The sequence below is a fragment of the Hyphomonas sp. genome (assembly GCF_046313975.1).
Classification (GTDB): Bacteria; Pseudomonadota; Alphaproteobacteria; order Caulobacterales; family Hyphomonadaceae; genus Hyphomonas.
The window spans coordinates 1-17,272 of sequence record NZ_JBKBXB010000036.1 but is presented as its reverse complement, the minus strand read 5'-3'; the positions used below and the strand labels follow the sequence as shown (position 1 = coordinate 17,272).

The window sequence follows — 17,272 nt, the reverse complement described above, 5'->3', positions numbered from 1 at the left end:
AAGGATCGCGGCGGCCCCCGAGACGCCTGATTACATGTCATAAATGAACACAAATCGTCATTGTGAAGTCAAACTCCGGGGGTCTAATGAACCCTGCATTCGCCTGGGGGGCGAAGCGTAGGAGTGGACTTCATGTGCGGTATTGTTGCGATTGCCGGTAAGGCGCAGGTGGCCGGCCGGCTGGTCGATGGTCTGAAGCGTCTCGAGTACCGGGGATATGACAGCGCGGGGATTGCCGTGGCCTGGGATGAGGGCATCGAGCGGCGCCGGGCGAAGGGCAAGATCCATTTCCTGCAGGGACGGCTGCATGACGATCCGGTAGAGGGCTTCACCGGGATTGCGCACACCCGCTGGGCAACGCATGGCGCGCCGAACGAGATCAATGCCCACCCGCACATGGCTGACGGTGTGGCCGTGGTGCACAATGGCATCATCGAGAATTACCGCGAACTGCGCGCCGGCCTGGAGGCCAAGGGCCGCGTGTTCGAATCGGAAACCGATACCGAAGTGATCGCCCAACTGGTGGCGCAGAACCTGGCTGAGGGCATGGACCATGTCACGGCCTTCGGCGAGGCGCTGAAGCATTTCACCGGCGCGTTTGCGATTGCCGCGATCTTTGCCGACAAGCCGGATCTCGTGATCGGGGCGCGCAAGGGCTCGCCGCTGGTGCTGGGCTATGGCGAGGGCGAGATGTATCTTGGCTCCGACGCCATCGCGCTGGCGCCTCTGACGCGGGAAGTGACGTATCTCGAAGAGGGCGACTGGGTCGTCCTTACCAAGAACAGTTTCGATATCCGAAACGTCCGCGGCGACCGGGTGAACCGGCCGCGCGTAACCTCGGCGGTGAATGACGCGCTGATCGAGCGCGGCGAGTATGATCACTTCATGCTGAAGGAAATCCACGAGCAGCCGGAATCGCTGGCGCGCTCGATCCTGCCTTACATCAACCAGACGACGGGTACGGTTGAGGTCAATCAGGTGGCGGACGATATCTTTGCCGGGGCGGACCGGGCGGTCGCGATTGCCTGCGGCACGGCCTATTATGCAGCCTTCACGGCGAAATATTGGTTCGAGCAGATCGCCAAGCTCGCCTTTGAGCCGGATATTGCCTCGGAGTTCCGCTATCGCCAGCCGGTCCTGCCGATGACGGGCTTCTCGATGTTCGTCAGCCAGTCGGGCGAGACGGCGGATACGCTGGCCGCGCTGCGCTATTGCCGCCAGAACGGCAAGCCGGCGGTCGCGGTGGTGAACGTCCCGGAAAGCTCGATTGCGCGCGAGGCGGGCAACATCGTACCGACGCATGCGGGCCCGGAGATCGGCGTGGCCTCGACCAAGGCGTTCACGGCGCAGCTGTCTGTGCTGGCGGTGCTGGCGCTGGCGGCGGCGAAGGCGCGCGGGCAGCTGTTGCCTGGCGACGAGCAGAATTTCGTGAAGGGCCTGCTGGCTCTGCCGCGCAAGGTGACTGAGGCAATCGAATCGCAGGCGCAGATCAAGGAGATCGCCAAGCATATCGCCAACAAGCGCGACGTGCTGTTCCTCGGCCGGGGGCGTTACTATCCGCTGGCGCTGGAAGGCGCGCTGAAGCTGAAGGAAGTATCCTACATCCATGCCGAAGGCTATGCCGCCGGCGAGCTGAAGCACGGGCCGATTGCGCTGATCGAAAAGGGTCTGCCGGTCGTTGTGGTGGCGCCGTTCGACGAGCTGTTCGAGAAGACGATCTCGAATGTGGAAGAGGTGCGCGCCCGGGGGGCGGAAGTGATCCTGATCTCCGACGACAAGGGCATCCAGGCCGCCGGCAAGCGCGCCGATCATGTGATCCGCCTGCCGGACGGGGACGCGCTGTCGCTGCCGATCCTGGCGGCCATTCCGCTGCAGCTGCTGGCCTATCATGTGGCGGTGGTGAAGGGCACGGATGTGGACCAGCCGCGCAACCTGGCGAAGTCGGTAACGGTCGAGTAACCGGAGGCCGCGTTGCGGGGGCGGCGCGCCGTGGTATAGGCCGGGCATGACACTGACTGTGACGCCTGATCCGGTGCTGCCGGAAATCCTGCATCTGCGCCCGCAGCGGCGCGGCGATGACCGGGGCTGGTTCTGCGAGACTTATAACGAGGCGGCGTTCCGCGCGGCGGGATTGCCGGTGCATTTCGTGCAGGACAATCATTCGCGCTCGGCCGAGGCGGGCACGCTGCGGGGGCTGCACTATCAGGCGCCGCCGCATGCGCAGGGCAAGCTGGTGCGCTGCGTTCGCGGGCGGATGGTGGACGTGATTGTGGATATCCGCGCCGGCTCGCCGCGCTTCGGGCGGCATACGGCGTTCGAGATGAGCGAGAGCGATCCGCTGCAGGTCTTTGTGCCGGAAGGCTTCGCGCATGGCTTCTGCACGCTCGAGGCGGGCACGGAGGTGATCTACAAGGTGACCTCGTACTACGCGCCGTCGCATGATTTCGGGATTGCGTTTGATGATCCGGCGCTGGGCATTGTCTGGCCGTTTGCGGCGGAGCAGCTGACGCTTTCTGAGCGCGACCGGAAGCATCCGCTTCTGGCAGAGGCGCCGAAGCATTTCACCTTTGCGGGGGCGCCGGCATGACGATCCTCGTGATCGGCAGGCAGGGCCAGCTGGCGCAGTGCCTTGGCGCGGCGGGGCGGAAAGATGTGGTGTGCGTGGGGCGGCCGGAGGTGGACCTGACGGATGCGGCGTCGCTGGCGCGGACACTGGACGCGGTGCAGCCGAAGGCCGTGATCAATGCGGCGGCTTATACCTTCGTGGACAAGGCAGAGACTGAGGCGGCGGCCTCCTTTGCGGTGAACCGGGACGGGCCGGCGGAGCTGGCGCGGCTGTGTGCGGCGCGCGGCATCAGGCTGATCCATATCTCGACCGACATGGTGTTCGATGGCGAGAAGGCGGGGCCGTATGAACCGGACGATCCGCCGGCGCCTTTGGGCGTGTACGGACTATCCAAGCTGGAGGGCGAGCGCGCGGTGGCGCAGGCCTGCCCGCAGCACCTGATCGTGCGGGTGCAATGGGTGTTCTCCGAGTATGCGGGCAATTTCGTGCGCACGATGCTGACGCTGGCGCAGACGCGGGACGAAGTGACAGTGGTGGATGACCAGGTCGGTTATCCGACATATTGCCCGGACCTTGCAGCGGGGCTGCTGACGATGGCGGACACGGCGGTGAAGCCCGGCTTTGACCGGTGGGGGACCTATCATCTGGCAGGGACAGACGAGACCGACCGGGCGAGCATGGCAGACGCCGTGTTTGCAGCGAGCCGGGCGATAGGCGGGCCTTCGGCGCAGGTGATTGGTGTACCGACGGCGGAGTATCCGACACCCGCTAGGCGGCCGCTGAATTCCCGGCTGGCCTCGACGATGGCCTTCCGTGTGTTTGGCCTGAGGCTGCCGGACTGGAAGGCGGGATTGAACAAGAGCGTCAGGGTACTCGTGCCGGAGCTTGCGGCGAAATCGGGCGACAAGACAAAGGGGTAGGGGAATGGTCATTCCGGGGCTGGCAGAGATCGAAGCACGGGTGATCCGCACGCTGGAGGCGAAGGGGCCGCGCATCGGCAAGGAGTTGGCGCTGGACCTGCCGGATGTGCCGAGCCTCGCGCTGTGGCAGGCCTGCTACAAGAGCCGGGAGCTGCACATCTCGCACTTCGCGAGCTATTACCTGCGCTTCGACATCACGCGCGGCGATCAGGTGCGCCTCAGCCCGTCGATCCTGCGCGACTTTCTCTCCTTCACCCTGTTCGGCCTGCCGGGGCAGCGCGACCGGATGATCGAGCGGCAGGGCACGCTGTCAAACTATCACCGCGAGGTGAGCAAGCAGAAAATCGATGTGGCACAGGAGGTGATGAGCAGCCTGCTGGTGAAGATGCCGCGCGAGATCCGCGCCAATGTCTGCGCCTTCATCGCGGGGGACCTTGCCTATTTCCTGGCGCACAATGAGCCGCGCGAACATGCCGGGCTCGGCGAGATGGTGAAGGGGTCTGATATCGACATTATCGTCATCTATCAGGACCTCAGCGATGAGATCGTGAAGGGGATCGAGAACGATATCACCGAGCTGAAGAACTATTACCTGCGCCATCCGGACTATCGCCACGAGATCGATTTCATCGTGAAGTCGCGCGCGAAGATGGAGCGCCAGTTCGGCTATACTGATATCCATGACAAGATCGCCAGCAAGATTGCGTATGAGTCGATGTTCCTCGGCGGGTCGCTGCCGCTCTACATGAATGTGCGCGGCGCGATGAAGCGGACGGGCGTGGACGAGCTGATCGAGGCGGATTTCGAGCATGCGCTGCATGACCGGAAACACGCGATGCGGACGCTGCTGGAGTGGACTTCCGGGGAGCTGGACGAGGAGATCCGGTCGCTGTTCTATTTCTCGCAGGAGCGGGTGGAGTTTACCTGACACACGCTGAAATCAAGTGTGACTGGCGCGGGGCAGGCGAAAGGGCCTAACAGGCGCCGCGACAAGTGGATTTTTCGGAGCGTCCCATGCAGTTCATCGACCTTCAGGCCCAGCGCCGCCGCATCGAGACCGAGGTGAACTCGGCCGTGCTCCGGGTGATCGAGAGCGGCAAGTATGTGCTGGGGCCGGAGGTGGGCGACCTGGAGAAACAGCTGGCGGCCTGGTGCGGGGCGAAGCATGCGGTGAGCTGCGCCAATGGCACGGACGCGCTGGCGCTGGCGCTGATGGCCTGGCAGCTGAAGCCCGGCGATGCGGTGTTCTGTCCGAGCTTTACCTTCGTGGCGACGGCGCAGGTTGTGCCCTGGCTGGGCGCGACGCCGGTATTCGTGGACATCCTGCCGGACACCTACAACATGGACCCGGCGAGCCTTGAGGCTGCGGTTGAGAAGGTGATTGCCGAGGGCAAGCTAAAGCCGAAAGTGGTGATCGCAGTGGACCTGTTCGGCCAGCCGGCGGACTATCCGGCGATCAAGGCGATCTGTGACAGGTATGGGCTGAAGCTGATTGCGGACACCGCGCAGGGCTATGGCTGCACGCTGAACGGCAAGCACCCGTCCGACTGGGCGGACATTGCGACGACGAGCTTTTTTCCGGCGAAACCGCTCGGCTGTTACGGCGATGGCGGGGCCATCGTGACCAATGACACCGCGCTGGCGGAACTGATCGAGTCGCTGCGGGTGTATGGCAAGGTGACGCCGACGGACGCGGCGCAGCGCAATTTCCATCACGACCCGAAATACCTGTCGCTGCGCGTGGGCATGAACTCGCGCCTCGATACGATCCAGGCGGCCGTGCTGCTGGAGAAGCTGAAGATCTTTGCGGACGAGATCGTGATGCGGGAGGCTGTGGCGCAGCGCTACACGGCGGCGCTGGCCGGCAAGGTGCGGCGCGTGCCGAAAGTGATTGCGGGCGGGCAAAGCGTCTGGGCGCAGTATGTGATCGAGCACGAGAACCGCGACGGCCTGCAGGCACATCTGACGGCGAACGGTATTCCGAGCATGGTCTATTACCCCGTGCCCATCCACCAGCAGGATTTCGCGGCGAAATTTGCGCCGCCGGCGGGCAGCCTTCCGGTGACCGAGACGGCCAGCCGGCATGTGCTGGCCCTGCCGATGCACCCCTACCTGCCGGCGGCCGATCAGGACCGCGTCATCGACACGGTGCTCGGCTTCAACGGCTGAGATACCGATCCTTACGCGCTTGTGAGCAGCGGGGCGCGCCTCGGGCGTTGCCTTGCGGCAGGCCGCGTGTTAACCGCGCGGCCAAGCATATAAAGGATCGTTGATATGGCCGTTCAGGACAAGGTTCAGGACTATTACGTCAAGGACATTTCGCTCGCCGAATTCGGCCGCAAGGAAATCGCGATTGCCGAGACGGAGATGCCCGGCCTGATGGCGGCGCGCGCCGAGTTTGGCCCGTCGCAGCCGCTGAAGGGCGCGCGCATCTGCGGCTCGCTGCACATGACCATCCAGACTGCGGTGCTGATCCAGACGCTGGAGGCCCTCGGCGCACAGGTGCGCTGGGTGTCGTGCAACATCTACTCGACGCAGGACCATGCCGCCGCTGCCATCGCCGCAAACGGTACGGCGGTGTTCGCCTACAAGGGCGAGACGCTGGAAGAGTATTGGGACTATACCGACCGCATGTTCCAGTGGCCGGATGGCAATGGCCCGAACCTGATCCTCGATGATGGCGGCGACGCGACGATGTATCTGATCGTCGGCGAGAAGGCCGAAGAGAACCCCTCGATCCTCGACAAGCCGGGCTCGGAAGAAGAGAAATACTTCTTTGCCCAGATCAGGAAGCGGATGAAGGCCTCGCCGGGCTGGTTCAAGAAAACCAAGGCCGGTGTGCGCGGCGTTTCCGAAGAAACGACCACGGGCGTGAACCGTCTCTATCAGCTTGAGAAGCGCGGCGAACTGCCTTTCCCGGCGATCAACGTCAACGACTCGGTGACGAAGTCGAAGTTCGACAACAAGTATGGCTGCAAGGAGTCGCTCGTGGATGCGATCCGCCGCGGCACAGATGTAATGATGGCCGGGAAGAAGGCGTTCGTTGCCGGCTATGGCGATGTCGGCAAGGGTTCTGCGGCTTCGCTGTCCGGTTCGGGCGCGCGCGTGGCGGTGTCCGAAGTCGACCCGATCTGCGCGCTGCAGGCGGCGATGGACGGCTATGAAGTGCTGACCCTCGATGAGGCGGCGCCGAAATTCGACATCTTCGTCACCGCGACCGGCAACAAGGACATCCTGACGCTCGACCATATGCGCGCGATGAAGGACATGGCAATCGTCTGCAATATCGGCCACTTCGACAATGAAATTCAGGTCGAGGCGCTTCGCAATTATCAGTGGACGAACATCAAGCCGCAGGTCGACATGATCACCTTCCCGGATGGCAAGCGCCTCTTGCTGCTGTCGGAAGGCCGCCTCGTGAACCTGGGCAACGCAACGGGCCATCCGAGCTTCGTGATGTCGGCTTCGTTCACCAACCAGACGCTGGCGCAGATCGAGCTGCACCAGCGCGGCCATGAGTATGAGAACAAGGTCTACACGCTGCCCAAGCATCTCGACGAGAAGGTGGCGCGCCTGCACCTCGACAAGCTGGGCGTGAAACTGACCCAGCTTTCGGACGAGCAGGCGGCCTATATCGGCGTCGAGCCGGCCGGTCCGTTCAAGCCTGACCATTACCGCTACTGATCTTTCGGAAGCAGGCATTGACCGGGGCCTATATCCTCACGCTCAGCTGCCCGGACCGGGTGGGCCTTGTGGCCCGCCTGGCACGGCTGATGGAGGAGCATGGCTGTTTCATTGTCGCGTCCCGCACCTTCGGTGATCCGCAGACGGAGCGTTTTTTCGCGCGTCTCGTGTTCAGCACGCCGGATGCCGGTGCGCTGGCGCGGGTCGAGGCAGCGATGGATGTGCTCGGGGGCGATCTTTCGGCAGAGTGGAAGATTGCCCGCGAAGGCGAGCGATTGCGCACACTGCTGCTGGTGTCGAAATCGGACCACTGCGCCAACACGCTTCTCTATGCGGCGCGGCGCGGGGAGTTGCCGATCGAAGTGACGGGCATTGTCTCCAATCACGACACACTGAAGGCGAGCTTTGCACACTGGAACCTGCCCTGGTTCCATGTGCCGGTGACGGCGGCAAAAAAGGCGGAGGCCGAGGCGCGGCTCTTCTCCATCGTCGAGGAAACACGCTCGGACCTTGTCGTGCTCGCGCGCTACATGCAGGTGCTGAGCGAGGATGCGTGCCGGCGCCTTGAGGGGCGTGTGATCAATATCCACCATTCCTTCCTGCCGGGCTTCAAGGGCGCGCAGCCCTACCACCAGGCCTATGCGCGCGGTGTGAAGGTGATCGGCGCGACGGCGCATTATGTGACGGCCGACCTGGATGAAGGCCCGATCATTACGCAGGCGACCGAAGCCATCGACCATACATTCTCGCCGGACGACATGATCGAAACCGGCCGCCATCTCGAGGGCATTGCCCTCCTTCGCGCGGTGAAGGCACATGCCGAACACCGCATCTTCCTGAACTCCGGCAAGACCGTCGTCTTTGCCCGCTAATCATCAGACACAAGAGGATATATCCCATGCCCCTCAGAAGCCATGAATTCACCAGCGAAAGCGTCTCGGAAGGGCATCCCGACAAGGTTTCCGACCAGATCTCTGACGCCATCGTAGACCTGTTCCTGTCGCGCGACCCGACCGCGAAGGTGGCTGTCGAGACGCTGTGCACGACGAACCTCGTCGTCCTCGCCGGCGAAGTGCGCACCAATAATGGCGCAGTGATCACGCATGAAGAAATGAACCAGGCTGCGCGCGAAGTCGTGAAGAAGATCGGCTACGAGCAGGACGGCTTCCACTGGAAGAACATGACCGTGCAGAACCATGTGCATGGCCAGTCTGCCGAGATCGCGCAGGGTGTCGAGGCAGGCCAGGGCCTGTTCAAGGAAGAAGGCGCGGGCGACCAGGGCATCATGTTCGGCTACGCAACGAGCGAGACGCCGGAGCTGATGCCGGCGACGCTCGTCTACTCGCACCAGATTCTCGAAAAGCTGGCGGCGCTGCGCCATTCGGGCAAGCATCCCGAACTCGAGCCCGACGCGAAGAGCCAGGTAACGCTGAAATACGAGGGCTCCAAACCGGTCGGCGTCAATGCGGTCGTTGTCTCGCATCAGCACAAGAAGGATGTGAGTCAGGACGCGCTGCGCGAAATCATCCGTCCCGTGATCAAGGAGGTTCTGCCGGAGGGATGGTTCCCGCCGGAAGACAAGTTCTATGTGAACCCGACCGGCAGCTTCTATATCGGCGGCCCGGATGGCGACTCGGGCCTGACCGGCCGCAAGATCATCGTCGACACCTATGGCGGCGCCGCGCCGCATGGCGGCGGTGCCTTCTCCGGCAAGGACCCTTCGAAAGTGGATCGTTCGGCCGCCTATGCGACGCGCTATCTCGCCAAGAACATCGTTGCTGCGGGCCTCGCCGAGCGCTGCACGATCCAGGTTTCCTACGCGATCGGCGTTGCCCAGCCGCTGTCGATCTATGTCGACACGCACGGCACCGGGAAAGCGGACGAAGCACGCATCGCGGCAGCGCTGCGCGAGCTGTTTGACCTGTCGCCCGCCGGCATCCGCAAGCACCTGAAACTCGCCGCGCCGATCTATTCGCCGACGGCCGCCTACGGCCATTTCGGCCGCGTGCCGGGCGCCGATGGCACGTTCAGCTGGGAAAAGACGGATATTGCCGGCGATCTGAAACGCCTGGTCAATTAACCATAACGTCAGAAATCGGACGCTGAGCCCTGCACCTGTTGCAGGGCCCATGCATTTCCGGCCTGGACACTTAAAGGCTGAAGCGGCGTCTTGCGGAACGCCGGATTCGAGGGATACTGCTTTCTGGGAAGCTCCTGCACGGGGACGCAGGCGGTGGATACTGGAGCAAAATCAATGGCGTTTGACGCGGAAATCTCGTTCGGCCGGTTGGGCAGGGGCGAAACATGGTATGGTTCGGACGGCGCCGGCCGTGACAGTTTCTTGCAGTTCCGCGATTTCATTTCCGTTGAGGCGCCAGGCGGGTCCGAGCCGCTGGCGGTGCGCACGCATCCGGTCAGCTGCTGCCCGTGCGGGGAAGATCATTCCCGCGAACTTCTGGCGCACAAGATCTCGATTTCCGTTGGCGGTCCGGCAACCTGGGTTGTGACTGCTCCCGGCGTTGTCGAATCCGCGCCAGACGGCGCGCCGCAGATGCAGACGTTCACGATTCCGGGAGAAGTGGCCGGCGACACGAGCACGACGCAGACGATTGTCGTCGGCGACATCGTCAACAGCCAGATCGAGACAAGCGGCGATCAGGACTGGTACCGGATCCAGCTTCAGGCCGGCGTGACGTATGAGTTCACTCTGACGGCGAGCGGCGCGACCCCGCTGGGCGATCCCTATCTTGAGCTGATGAACGCGTCCGGCGTGCAGGTTGCGGAGAATGACGATGGCGCGGGAAATCTGAATTCGCGGCTGCGGTTCACGCCGACAACCACGGGCACATATTACCTGAACGCACATGGGTGGATAAATGGCAGCGGGGTGACTTCCACAGGCAGTTATACTCTGTCCACGGATATTGCGCCGCCTATCGGGGCCTGGACGATCGACCAGATCGCCGCCTATCTGGCCAATGGTTCCAGCCCTGGCCTTGGCCCGCGCTGGCAGATCACGAATATCAGTTACAATATCGAAGACCTGACTGCCTCCGAGCAGCAGATGGCGGAGCGTGCCCTGCAGATGTGGGCGGCCGTGACGCCGCTGACCTTCACGCGCACGACGGGCTCAGCGAACATTACTTTCGTAAACTCGGTTGCAGATGATCCGGCTTCCGCGGCGGGTGATACCGATCCGTCAGCCTATGCCAGGACCAGCACGAGCGGAAATGCCATTACGTCCAGCCGAATTGTCATCAGTTCGAACTGGCAGACGCTTGATCCGAACGCCCAGGCGGGCTGGTTCGACAATTACATGCAGCAGACCTATATCCACGAGATCGGTCACGCGCTCGGTCTGGGACATGGCGGGCCTTATGATGGCTCTGCCACATACGGCACGGATAATCTGTACTCGAACGATCACTGGGCCTATACGGTGATGTCGTATTTTGACCAGCTGGAAACGGGGCACGGAAACTACCGCTTCGTGCTGGGCCTCCAGCAGGCAGACATTGCCGCGATGCACCTGCTTTACGGCGTCAATCCGGCTGGCACATTTGCCGGCAACACAACTTTTGGGTTCAATTCGTCCGCCCCCGGTACGAATATCGACTGGTCGCAATTCGTCTATGTTCAAGGGGTGACTTATCGTCGTCCGCCGGCGATGACGATCTATGATACGGGTGGTGTGGATACCATCAATCTGTCAGGATTTTCGCAGCCTCAGATTCTGGACCTGCGACCCGGCACATTCTCGTCTCTTGGCGACCGCCCGCAGCAATCGCCGGTTCACTATGTCAACGTCGTGGCCATCCATTTCAGCACGATCATCGAAAATGCCGTTGGCGGCAGCGGCAACGACACGATCACCGGCAACTCCGCCAACAACACGATCACGCTGGGGTCCGGCGCGGATATCTTTGTCTACGCGCCGAATGGCGGCGCAGATACAATCACGGACTTCTCGGTGGCGCAGGACCGGCTCGACCTGACAGGTTTCAGCCAGTCCGCCGCTCTCGCTGCTTTCAACGGCCGCACAAGCTCCGCAGGCGGAACATTGCTGACCTTTGCAACCGGTCAGACCATCCTGCTGCAAGGCGTCACCACCGGCCAGTTGACCCAGTCAAACCTGATCCTCGCCGGCAGCCCGCCTCCGCCACCGCCTCCGCCTCCACCCCCGCCTCCTCCACCCCCGCCTCCTCCACCGCCGCCGCCTCCGCCGCCACCGCCACCGCCACCGCCACCGCCCCCCGGACAGTTCCAGGGCACAGCGGCTGATGACGTCATATATGGCACGGCTGGGAACGACACGATTTTTGGCTTTGGGGGCAATGATGTCCTCTATGGTCTTGACGGAGACGACGCAGTTTATGGCGGCGACGGCAATGATATGATTGTCGGAGGAGCCGGGGTCGATGTTCTCTACGGAGAAGCCGGAAGTGACACGATTTATGGCGGAGCTGGAAACGACACGCTGATTGGCGGCGACGGCAACGACACCCTTTACGGTGATGACGGCGTCGATGGCATGTACGGCGGACTCGGTGACGATACGCTTGTTGGGGGAGCCGGAAATGACGTGCTTTACGGCGAAGCCGGTAACGACGTTCTCTACGGTGGAGCAGATGAAGATACCCTGATCGGCAGTGACGGGAATGACAGTTTGTACGGCGAACTGGGAGCCGATCTCCTGCTGGGTGGGGCCGGTGTGGATACGCTCATCGGTGGCGCCGGAAATGACAATCTTCAAGGCGGCGACGATGATGATCGCCTCTATGGAGACGATGGGAACGACCAGCTTTATGGCGGCTTCGGAAACGACACCTTGTACGGCGGAGCTGGTGCAGACGCGATTTACGGTAACGAAGGCAATGACGTCGTTTATGCCGGCACCGAGAACGACATGGTGATCGGCGGGGCGGGTGTCGATGTCCTCTACGGTGAGGAGGGCAATGATGCGCTCTATGGAGGGGCCGACAATGACACGCTGCTCGGCGGCGCCGGCGACGACAATCTCTACGGTGAAGATGGAGTCGATGGGCTGTATGGCGACCTGGGCAACGATACACTAGTGGGGGGTGAAGGCAATGATGTCCTCTATGGTGAGGATGGAAATGACACACTCTATGGTGGCAATGGAAGCGATACGCTGTTGGGCGGGGCAGGCGCTGACACCATGTATGGAGATGCGGGTGATGACCTGATGCGCGGCGCGACCGGCTCAGATGTCATGCTGGGCGGGATCGGGAACGATCAGTTGTTTGGCGAAGATGACGATGATCGTCTGTACGGAGAGGATGGCAACGACGTTCTATATGGTGGCGCCGGAAATGACACGCTCTATGGCGGCCTCGGCGACGACGTTGTTTACGGAGAGACCGGCAACGATGTTGTTTACGCTGGCGACGGCAATGACATGATCGTGGGTGGTGATGGAGCCGATGTTCTCTATGGAGAGACAGGTAACGACGCGATCTACGGCGGCCTTGGTAATGACACCCTTCTCGGTGGCGATGGCATCGACACGCTGTATGGTGAAGCAGGCGCTGATGCTCTCTATGGCGGAAATGGCAATGACACGCTCTCAGGCGGAGACGACAACGATAATCTGTATGGTGAGGAAGGGGATGACGTACTCTATGGCGGCAATGGCAACGACGCGCTCATCGGAGGCAACGGGAATGACACGCTGTACGGCAATGACGGCGCGGACCTCCTGAATGGGGGGGGCGGAAACGATATCTATATCGGCGGTGCAGGCGCAGATATTTTTCTGGTCGAAAGCTCCGTAAGCGGAACGCTTGACCGGATTGTCGATTTCCAACAGGGCGCAGATATCATCAGGCTGACAAATTCCGGGTTTGCGAGTTTTTCTGCAATACAAGGGGCGATGACCACGCTCGCGGGTTTGCATACACTGATCACACTTCCCTCAGGTGCGCAGGTCCGTATCGACAACATCCTTCCGAATGCATTAACTGCAGCAGACTTCCAGTTGACATCTTCTGCAGCTGTTCCTCTGTCGGATCCGGATGCCAAGTCGGCCGGGCTGCCCTTGGCTGACAATCTGAGTAAGGATGCAGCATGGAGCCTGGATTTCCCGATAACCGACCGGTTCGATTTCTCGCTGGTTCAGCAGGTGGCCGATCATATGCGCAATGGTATTGACCAGTGGAGTGTCAGTGCGAACGAGACACGGCAGCTGAGGGCTTTCGATGCCATCGATTTTGCGGACGCACTGCACTCGGAGACTGATCAAAGCTTTGATTTCGGCGATGGTATGACTGATCATTGGCAGTCAGGCTGACTCTTCAATTGACGTTATAACCAGCCCGGTCTAGCCCGTCCTGAGGTTGGCTCCGACAAGGTGTTTCATGGCACGAAAAGGCATCATCCTTGCCGGCGGGAGTGGTTCGCGTCTTTATCCCGTGACGATCAGTGTCGTGAAGCAGCTGCTGCCTGTCTACGACAAGCCCATGATCTATTATCCCCTGTCGACGCTCATGCTTGCCGGGATCGATGATATTCTAATTATCACAACGCCCAGGGACAAGCAGGCCTTCATTGATCTTCTGGGAGACGGTTCCCGGTTTGGCATCTCGTTGACATATGCGGAACAGCCGAGCCCGGATGGGCTCGCGCAGGCCTTCATCATCGGCGAACGCTTCCTCTATGGCGCGCCTTCCTGCCTGATCCTCGGTGACAACATCTTTTACGGTACTGGGCTCGAATCCATGCTCAGCCGCGCAAACCGGCAGACAGAGGGCGCCACCGTGTTTGCCTACAGGGTGAGTGATCCGGAGCGGTATGGAGTCGTCGGCATCGGACCGGACGGCCGTCCGGACCGGATTGTCGAGAAACCAAAAGAGTTCGTTTCAAACTACGCGGTGACGGGCCTCTATTTTTATGACGGTCAGGCGGCGGAGATTGCAAAATCCCTGAAGCCTTCGGCGCGCGGCGAACTGGAAATCACCGACATGAACCGGGTGTACCTGGAACGCGGGCAGATGAATTGCGAATTCATGGGCCGCGGGTTTGCCTGGCTCGATGCAGGCACGCCGGAAAGCCTTCTGGATTCTGCCCAGTTCGTGCACGCCATCGAAAAGCGGCAGGGGCAGAGCATCGCCTGCCTCGAGGAAATTGCGGCACGCAAGGGCTTTATTACGCTCGACCGGCTGTCGGACCTGGCAGCGTCCGTCGCCAAGAGTGACTATGGTCAGTACCTGCAGCGTGTGTGCGACGAGCTGCGCAAGGATGCTGCCCGGATATCCGCGCTTCAGGAGTGACAGAAGATGAAGTGGTTTGTTACGGGCGGTGCGGGGTTCATCGGGTCCAGTCTTGTGCGGGGCCTCGTGCGGGACGGCGAGTCCGTCCTGGTCGCTGACAAGCTGACCTATGCGGGCCATCTTTCCTCGCTCAAGCCGGTCTCATCCCTGCCGGGATTCCAGTTTGAAAAGATCGACATTGTGGATTTCGAGGCCCTTTCTGCGGCTATCAGGAAGTTTGAGCCGGATGCGATTGTGCATCTCGCGGCGGAGAGCCATGTCGATCGCTCGATCACGGGCGCGCACGAGTTCATTCAGACCAATATTGTCGGCAGCTTCAATGTCCTCGAAGCGGCGAGGGCGTATTGGTCCGGGCTTAAGGGGCGCAGGGCGGATAACTTCCGTGTGCTGCATGTCTCGACCGACGAGGTTTACGGGTCGCTCGGCGATGAAGGGTTCTTCACCGAGGAAACACCGTTCGATCCGCGCTCGCCCTATTCGGCGAGCAAGGCGGCATCCGATCATCTCGCCAGCGCCTGGCATCACACCTATGGCTTGCCGGTGCTGGTGTCGAATTGCTCAAACAATTACGGGCCCTACCAGCTCCCCGAGAAGCTCATTCCGTTGATGCTGCTGAATGCCCTCGAGGGCCGGGATCTGCCTGTTTACGGAGACGGGAAGAATGTGCGCGACTGGCTCTATGTCGATGACCACGCCGATGCGTTGCGTCTGATCGTGACACGCGGGCGGGCCGGAGAAACCTACAATATCGGCGGGCGCAACGAACGGTCGAACATTGATGTGGTGCACCGGATCTGCGACCTGGTGGACCAGCTTGCGCCGCAGTCAGGATCGCGCCGGGCATTGATAAAGCACGTCACGGACCGTCCCGGTCATGACCGGCGTTATGCAATTGATGCGACAAAGGCAGAAACGCAGATCGGCTGGAAGGCGAAGCAGACATTCGAGACCGGTCTGGAAGCGACCGTGCGCTGGTATATCGACAATGAAGAGTGGTGGCGTCCTCTGCGGGCGCAGGGGCATGGCGCATCGCGCCTTGGACTTCTCCCGGTAGGCACACATAAGTAACCAGGCGGCTCAGATGACGACGAACAGCCCCAACACGACTGAGAAGACATCCGAGACGTTCGATGCCTATGAGGCGCGATACAGGGACACTGTAAATCAGGCAGTTGGCTTTTCGGGTCTGGATGTCGATTTCTTCACACGGGTGAAGGCGGACTATATCGCAGATCTTACGCGTGCGGAGTTTGGCGATCTCTCGGGAGTTCGCCTTCTGGATGTCGGATGCGGGATCGGAAATTTTCATCCCCTGCTGACCCGGCATTTTGGTCATGTGCACGGCGTCGATATCTCGGCTTCCAGCATCGAGCGTGCCCGGCAGGCCAATCCGGACGTTGCTTATTCCGTATACGAAGGGCACCGCCTTCCGTATGATGACGCCAGCATGGATGTCGCCATGGCGGTTTGCGTCATGCATCATGTGCCGCCGGAACAATGGCCCGAGTTTTCAGCGGAGATGCACCGGGTGCTCAGGCCGGGCGGGGTTGCGCTGATCTTCGAGCACAATCCGCTCAATCCCCTTTCGGTGCATGTCGTGAACAATTGCCCGTTTGATGAAGATGCCGTCCTGCTTCGGGCGCCCAAGACCGAGGCACTCTTCCGTGAGGCGGGGTTCAGCGAGGTGAGCCGGCGCTTCATCCTGACTGTGCCTGCGTTCAATGATGCAATCCGGAAGGTCGATACCTGGTTTTCGCGCGTTCCGCTGGGGGCCCAGTATTATGTCCGCGCCCGAAAAACCTGAGGCTGATCCGCAGGCGGATCCATCCGGGCTGGTCGTGAAGGGGTTTTTCGGCGAGGTATCGCGGTTTACGGTCGTCGGCATTCTCGCCACGGTGACTTACTTCCTTGTTGCCAATGCATTGATCCTGCTGGTGCAGGCAGAGCCCAGGCTTGCGTCTGTTTCTGCCTATCTGGCCGGAATGGCGGTGTCTTTCTTCGGGCAGAGCCGGTTCACCTTCAAGATCGACTCGACCCGGTTTGGCCATGTCTGGCGATTTGTGATCCTGTCCGCCCTCGGACTATCTGTCAGCTATTTCTCTGTGCCGTTGGCGCAGGATGTCTTGGGCCTTCACCCTTCCTGGGCAACCGTGATCACGATGGTTCTGGTGCCGCTGCTGAGTTTCATCCTGATGAAATTCTGGGTTTTTGCGGGGCGGCACTGAAGTCGGCATTTTGAAATGCCACCACTTCAGCTCAGCCGCCACTCCGCCGTTTCCACGACACCGGTGCCAGTTGCGAAGGCTTCGCCGGGGGCGGTGACTTCGAATTCGAGGCAGCCGGAATGGACGTCGTAGACGTCTGGGTTGATGGAAAAGAACTGGCCGGTCTGGGTTTCGAAATACCGCTCGCGCGCGGCCATGACGGTCACCGTATAGCGGCCCGTTCCGAGGCGCAGATTGCCCAGCCGCATTTCAATACGGCCGCTGCGGGCAGCGCCGGCGTCGAAGCGCAGGTCGTCGGCCTTTATCCGCATCAGGTCTTCGACGCCGTTGCGTTTGAAGACGACGATGATCTGGCAATTCTCCGAAAGCTCCGGATCGTTGATGAAATAGTCGAAGCTCAACGCCGCGCCGTCGCCATGCTGGATTACGAAGGTTTCCGTCCCAGCTGTATCGGCAAGCCGGAAGCCGGACAGCACGAGCCTTCCTGACCCCTGGCGCCCCTGCGACGCGTCTGCCACAGCCGGGCCGGAGGCGACCACTACGTCGCTGCCCTCGGCGAATGGCAGGCTCAGATCCTGCCATTCGCCG

Annotated in this window: 14 protein-coding genes; 13 read left to right on the top strand and 1 reads right to left on the bottom strand. The window is 61.5% G+C overall.

Annotated features, from left to right (window positions below):
- Positions 1-132 precede the first annotated feature (132 nt).
- From glmS to ACK4TE_RS12215, 13 genes are all read left to right on the top strand, one after another.
- Positions 133-1,959 carry a glutamine--fructose-6-phosphate transaminase (isomerizing) gene (gene glmS, locus ACK4TE_RS12275; protein WP_409911812.1) on the top strand — a complete coding sequence of 609 codons (1,827 nt, stop codon included), beginning with the start codon at positions 133-135 and terminating at the stop codon, positions 1,957-1,959.
- Between the two features lie 46 nt (positions 1,960-2,005).
- Positions 2,006-2,587, top strand: coding sequence for a dTDP-4-dehydrorhamnose 3,5-epimerase (rfbC, locus tag ACK4TE_RS12270; RefSeq protein ID WP_409911811.1), 582 nt, complete (start codon positions 2,006-2,008; stop codon positions 2,585-2,587).
- On the top strand, positions 2,584-3,486 hold the full coding sequence (gene rfbD, locus ACK4TE_RS12265) for a dTDP-4-dehydrorhamnose reductase (protein ID WP_409911810.1): 903 nt from the start codon (positions 2,584-2,586) through the stop codon (positions 3,484-3,486). Before rfbC ends, rfbD begins: the two co-directional genes overlap by 4 nt.
- Positions 3,487-3,490: 4 nt before the next feature.
- Positions 3,491-4,414, top strand: coding sequence for a hypothetical protein (locus ACK4TE_RS12260; protein WP_409911809.1), 924 nt, complete (start codon positions 3,491-3,493; stop codon positions 4,412-4,414).
- An 86-nt stretch (positions 4,415-4,500) separates the two neighbouring features.
- Positions 4,501-5,655: a DegT/DnrJ/EryC1/StrS family aminotransferase gene (locus ACK4TE_RS12255; protein ID WP_409911808.1), complete on the top strand. Its 1,155-nt coding sequence runs from the start codon at positions 4,501-4,503 to the stop codon at positions 5,653-5,655.
- Positions 5,656-5,760: 105 nt separating this feature from the next.
- On the top strand, positions 5,761-7,170 hold the full coding sequence (ahcY, locus tag ACK4TE_RS12250) for an adenosylhomocysteinase (protein ID WP_409911807.1): 1,410 nt from the start codon (positions 5,761-5,763) through the stop codon (positions 7,168-7,170).
- Positions 7,171-7,187: 17 nt separating this feature from the next.
- Positions 7,188-8,042: a formyltetrahydrofolate deformylase gene (gene purU, locus ACK4TE_RS12245; RefSeq protein ID WP_409911806.1), complete on the top strand. Its 855-nt coding sequence runs from the start codon at positions 7,188-7,190 to the stop codon at positions 8,040-8,042.
- Positions 8,043-8,068: 26 nt separating this feature from the next.
- Positions 8,069-9,250, top strand: a complete 1,182-nt coding sequence (metK, locus tag ACK4TE_RS12240; protein ID WP_409911805.1) for a methionine adenosyltransferase — start codon at positions 8,069-8,071, stop codon at positions 9,248-9,250.
- Positions 9,251-9,424: 174 nt separating this feature from the next.
- On the top strand, positions 9,425-13,480 hold the full coding sequence (locus ACK4TE_RS12235) for a M10 family metallopeptidase C-terminal domain-containing protein (RefSeq protein ID WP_409911804.1): 4,056 nt from the start codon (positions 9,425-9,427) through the stop codon (positions 13,478-13,480).
- Positions 13,481-13,547: 67 nt separating this feature from the next.
- Positions 13,548-14,459, top strand: a complete 912-nt coding sequence (gene rfbA, locus ACK4TE_RS12230; protein WP_409911803.1) for a glucose-1-phosphate thymidylyltransferase RfbA — start codon at positions 13,548-13,550, stop codon at positions 14,457-14,459.
- 6 nt (positions 14,460-14,465) lie between these two features.
- Positions 14,466-15,527 (top strand): dTDP-glucose 4,6-dehydratase, encoded by a 1,062-nt coding sequence (rfbB, locus tag ACK4TE_RS12225; protein WP_409911802.1) that lies wholly within the window; start codon positions 14,466-14,468, stop codon positions 15,525-15,527.
- A gap of 13 nt (positions 15,528-15,540) precedes the next feature.
- Positions 15,541-16,263, top strand: a complete 723-nt coding sequence (locus ACK4TE_RS12220) for a class I SAM-dependent methyltransferase (protein WP_409911801.1) — start codon at positions 15,541-15,543, stop codon at positions 16,261-16,263.
- Positions 16,241-16,684 carry a GtrA family protein gene (locus ACK4TE_RS12215; RefSeq protein WP_409911800.1) on the top strand — a complete coding sequence of 148 codons (444 nt, stop codon included), beginning with the start codon at positions 16,241-16,243 and terminating at the stop codon, positions 16,682-16,684. The genes ACK4TE_RS12220 and ACK4TE_RS12215 overlap by 23 nt, the downstream gene beginning before the upstream one ends.
- A gap of 26 nt (positions 16,685-16,710) precedes the next feature.
- Here ACK4TE_RS12215 and ACK4TE_RS12210 read toward each other — a convergent pair.
- Positions 16,711-17,272: Wzt carbohydrate-binding domain-containing protein (locus ACK4TE_RS12210; protein ID WP_409911799.1), on the bottom strand; the 562-nt coding region annotated here is incomplete at its 5' end.

Bases quoted from the DNA above. Each gene is read 5' to 3' on its own strand.
- glmS (WP_409911812.1), top strand. From the start codon at position 133: ATGTGCGGTATTGTTGCGATTGCCGGTAAGGCGCAGGTGGCCGGCCGG.
- rfbC (WP_409911811.1), top strand. From the start codon at position 2,006: ATGACACTGACTGTGACGCCTGATCCGGTGCTGCCGGAAATCCTGCAT.
- rfbD (WP_409911810.1), top strand. From the start codon at position 2,584: ATGACGATCCTCGTGATCGGCAGGCAGGGCCAGCTGGCGCAGTGCCTT.
- ACK4TE_RS12260 (WP_409911809.1), top strand. From the start codon at position 3,491: ATGGTCATTCCGGGGCTGGCAGAGATCGAAGCACGGGTGATCCGCACG.
- ACK4TE_RS12255 (WP_409911808.1), top strand. From the start codon at position 4,501: ATGCAGTTCATCGACCTTCAGGCCCAGCGCCGCCGCATCGAGACCGAG.
- ahcY (WP_409911807.1), top strand. From the start codon at position 5,761: ATGGCCGTTCAGGACAAGGTTCAGGACTATTACGTCAAGGACATTTCG.
- metK (WP_409911805.1), top strand. From the start codon at position 8,069: ATGCCCCTCAGAAGCCATGAATTCACCAGCGAAAGCGTCTCGGAAGGG.
- ACK4TE_RS12235 (WP_409911804.1), top strand. From the start codon at position 9,425: ATGGCGTTTGACGCGGAAATCTCGTTCGGCCGGTTGGGCAGGGGCGAA.
- rfbA (WP_409911803.1), top strand. From the start codon at position 13,548: ATGGCACGAAAAGGCATCATCCTTGCCGGCGGGAGTGGTTCGCGTCTT.
- rfbB (WP_409911802.1), top strand. From the start codon at position 14,466: ATGAAGTGGTTTGTTACGGGCGGTGCGGGGTTCATCGGGTCCAGTCTT.
- ACK4TE_RS12220 (WP_409911801.1), top strand. From the start codon at position 15,541: ATGACGACGAACAGCCCCAACACGACTGAGAAGACATCCGAGACGTTC.
- ACK4TE_RS12215 (WP_409911800.1), top strand. From the start codon at position 16,241: ATGTCCGCGCCCGAAAAACCTGAGGCTGATCCGCAGGCGGATCCATCC.